General features: G+C 41.6%; 5 protein-coding genes. 2 read left to right on the plus strand and 3 right to left on the minus strand.

What is annotated here, in order from left to right:
• Nucleotides 1-91: 91 nt before the first annotated feature.
• Nucleotides 92-658 (minus strand): hypothetical protein, encoded by a 567-nt coding sequence (locus AC1DND_RS24555; protein ID WP_477585179.1) that lies wholly within the window; start codon nucleotides 656-658, stop codon nucleotides 92-94.
• Between the two features lie 515 nt (nucleotides 659-1,173).
• Entirely contained in the window at nucleotides 1,174-1,746 is a 573-nt protein-coding gene (locus AC1DND_RS24560) for a UPF0758 domain-containing protein (RefSeq protein ID WP_477585180.1), read from the minus strand.
• 155 nt (nucleotides 1,747-1,901) lie between these two features.
• Between AC1DND_RS24560 and AC1DND_RS24565 the strand changes: the two genes are divergently transcribed.
• A complete protein-coding gene (locus AC1DND_RS24565) occupies nucleotides 1,902-2,336 on the plus strand; it encodes a hypothetical protein (protein ID WP_477585181.1) in 435 nt (144 codons plus the stop codon).
• Between the two features lie 57 nt (nucleotides 2,337-2,393).
• Complete coding sequence (locus tag AC1DND_RS24570; RefSeq protein WP_477585182.1) at nucleotides 2,394-2,624, plus strand: hypothetical protein; 231 nt, start codon at nucleotides 2,394-2,396, stop codon at nucleotides 2,622-2,624.
• Between the two features lie 66 nt (nucleotides 2,625-2,690).
• Here the strand turns inward: AC1DND_RS24570 and AC1DND_RS24575 are convergent.
• The coding region (locus AC1DND_RS24575; RefSeq protein ID WP_477585183.1) for a hypothetical protein at nucleotides 2,691-2,920 on the minus strand (230 nt) is incomplete at its 5' end.

A 2,920-nucleotide genomic window follows, 5' to 3' on the forward strand; every position in this document is an offset into this window, starting at 1 on the left:
TCTTTACGCTCATTAAAATCGTGTTTCATCTCTCAAAAAATTCAATCAAAAAATAAATGCCCTTTGATACGCACCAAAGGGCATGAGCATTTTAAGTAGGAATAAAAATCTCGCTTTCAATCTCTGCCAATTTATCCACGCAAAGACGGTTAACATCATCCGCCACCGCTTTAATGATAAAAGGGTTTTTGGTCGAAAACTCCCTGCCATTGTCATCTTCAATGGTCAGCGTACATCCCTGAAAGAAATTAACGTCCGTTTCCTCCGCATCATCCTGCTGCGCCACCTCGAAAGCCTCTAAGGTGCCAATGGTTTCCAATAACTTGCCCCTTTGGTTGATACGGCGGGTGAGATCTAAAGCCAGTTTAATCGTAGTATCCAAATTTCTAGCAGTCTTAACCTTCTCGGCAGGCGTTTTACGCTCGGTTTTATCTGCCACCTCTGTTTTCCCTTTTTCGTCGTCCATTTTACCTTTTAGGGTTTCCACCTTTGCCCCTGCTTTTACCTCTGTTTTAGTATTATCCGAGGATTTATCAAAATCCTTGTTCGGCACAATCGCACTACCATTAGCAGCAGCGGCACCAGTTAAGCCATGAGCTTTATTATCCACTGAACCATTATTTGCAATTGCACTAGAATTAATTACTGTCGTTTTCATAATTTTTTAAAATTTAAATGTGAATGGAAAAAAAATTGAAACAGCCGCCATCAGCGGCCAAATCCTGCTAGCACCTTCGGTGCTAACAAGGTCAAAAAAATAGGATCGGTGGGCTTCTGCCTTTTATCGTGTTCATGGTACTCTGGGTTTAAAAAATATCAGTCGGCAGGAGCCTCCTGCCTTTTTGATAGTCACCCTCACCTGAACACAATCCATTTTTCAAGACAAGACTTTGCGGAAAAAAAAACCTCGTGAGCGCTAGCTCACAGGGAAGATTTTTTTCCAGCAAACCCGCAGGGCACCGGTCTTGGCGGAAAAGGGATTGTTCAGAAATTTGTGTTCAAAAAAGGTAGAAGCAAAATTTTGTGCAGTTAAAAACACCTTAACCGCTCACATCTACCTTATTCCTCCCAAACCTATCATTCACTAAAACCCAAACTTTTTGACCCGTAAAAAAACCAGAATTAAAAAGCCCCTGGCGAGCGCCAGAGGCAAAAAAATCAGAAAACAATAATCTAATACTGCCCAAGCCGTCTGCCCAGTTCCATCGCCGCCATAACCGAACTCGATTTGGCAATCCCCATCCCCGCAAAACGGCAAAGCCCGGGAAAATCCAAAACAGATAATTCCTGCAAGTTTCCTTCTACACTACCCAGTATACGGTAAGCCAGGTCAATCGCCGATTCATTGGGCGTACCCGAACCGATCAGCATGGCCAGCAGCTCAGTATCGGTCATTGCAGCCGGACCATTCTCCAGCATTTTTTCCCTTGGCCGCAGTTCTACCTCCATTCCTTTAATCCCCCGCACCTCCTTCTTCTGGTTCAAAAAGTGCATATCCTGAACGGATTCATAGCCTTGCCCATAATAAGCGGCCATTGTCATCAATGAAGAAAAGCTTCCGATCAGCATTTCAAAATCCTCCTGGAATACACGCAAGCGCTCCATATTGTAAGTGCCGTCTTCTTGCGCGTCGCTCCTGGTAAAACAGATATAATTGCTCCTGTTACTGGCAACCTTATAATCTAAAAAGTAACGCCTGTTTCCTCGTGAGAAACTCTCCGACACCAAAATGTTGTGTTTTTTCATAATCTATAAAATTTAATTCCAGACCAAAATTCCATGCAGCCCAAAAAATTACAGCAGAAAAAATCAACTTATCTGATAAGGAAAATAGATAACAGTTTCCAAAACAGCCTAACAGTTTTCAGAAAAAATTATCCGATATTAGATATTGTAAACCATTGAAAACCAAGAACAAGTCCGTGAACCAGCATACCACACCAACTGAAAAAACACGCTGCCGCTACTGCGAAAAAGAACTCCACGGCAGAGCAGGAAAAATCTTTTGTAATGTAGATTGCAAAAACAACTTCAACAGCCGCATCCGGTCAGTAAAACGTGCAGAAGAAAACAAACTTTTTCCGGATGTACTCAAAGCAATAAAAAACAATTACAGAATACTTCTGGATTACGACCTTAAACCGGGAGATATCGGAGAAAGCATGGTCAAGAAAACCGAACTGAAAAGACAAGGCTTTGACCAAAGATTTTGCACAGGTGCCGTCGTAGAGAATAACAGGCTTTGGAAGTGCTGCTTTACTTTTTGCTGGCACGAGGACGAAAACTACCTATACCTGAAATGCGATCCCTACCTCAACAACAGCAGCAAATATTAAAAATTTGTGGAATAAAAGATTTTCGGGCAAAGCCCTCAATCCATTATCTTTGCCCCAATGAGTCTACCCATGCGCATCACCTTTGAGAACAACGATTACACCTATACGGTTCTCACCAAGATCATCAATAACGAAACAAAGGAAATAAAGATCAGTTTACAGGGTGAAGAACTGACACTGGTACAAAACCAGAACAAAGAATGGGATGCCCGTGAACGGACAATTGAGGATGACCATGGACTGATCAAAGCAATCGCAAAAAATATCGCCTTACGGTTCCGCATATAGCTTAAACTTTACGATTCTTTAGAACCCAACAAAAAAGAACCTAGAAAAATAACTATTTCTCCTTACCTATCTTCTCTTAGACTGGTATCGCTTAACAGGCTTTTTCTTTCCTAAGTTCAACAATAACAAAACCGCAGCAATACCTGCTAAAATCCACCCTAATCCAGAACCGTCCTCACTATCAGGAACAATACGAGGATGCTCATCATAGTCCAACATATATTTATTGGAACTTTTTTTAAGTACAATATCCGCTAGCGCTTCATATTCTAAATCCCTATCCTCTTCTTCAAGAT

It is taken from the genome of Pedobacter sp. 01N416, from assembly GCF_056399685.1.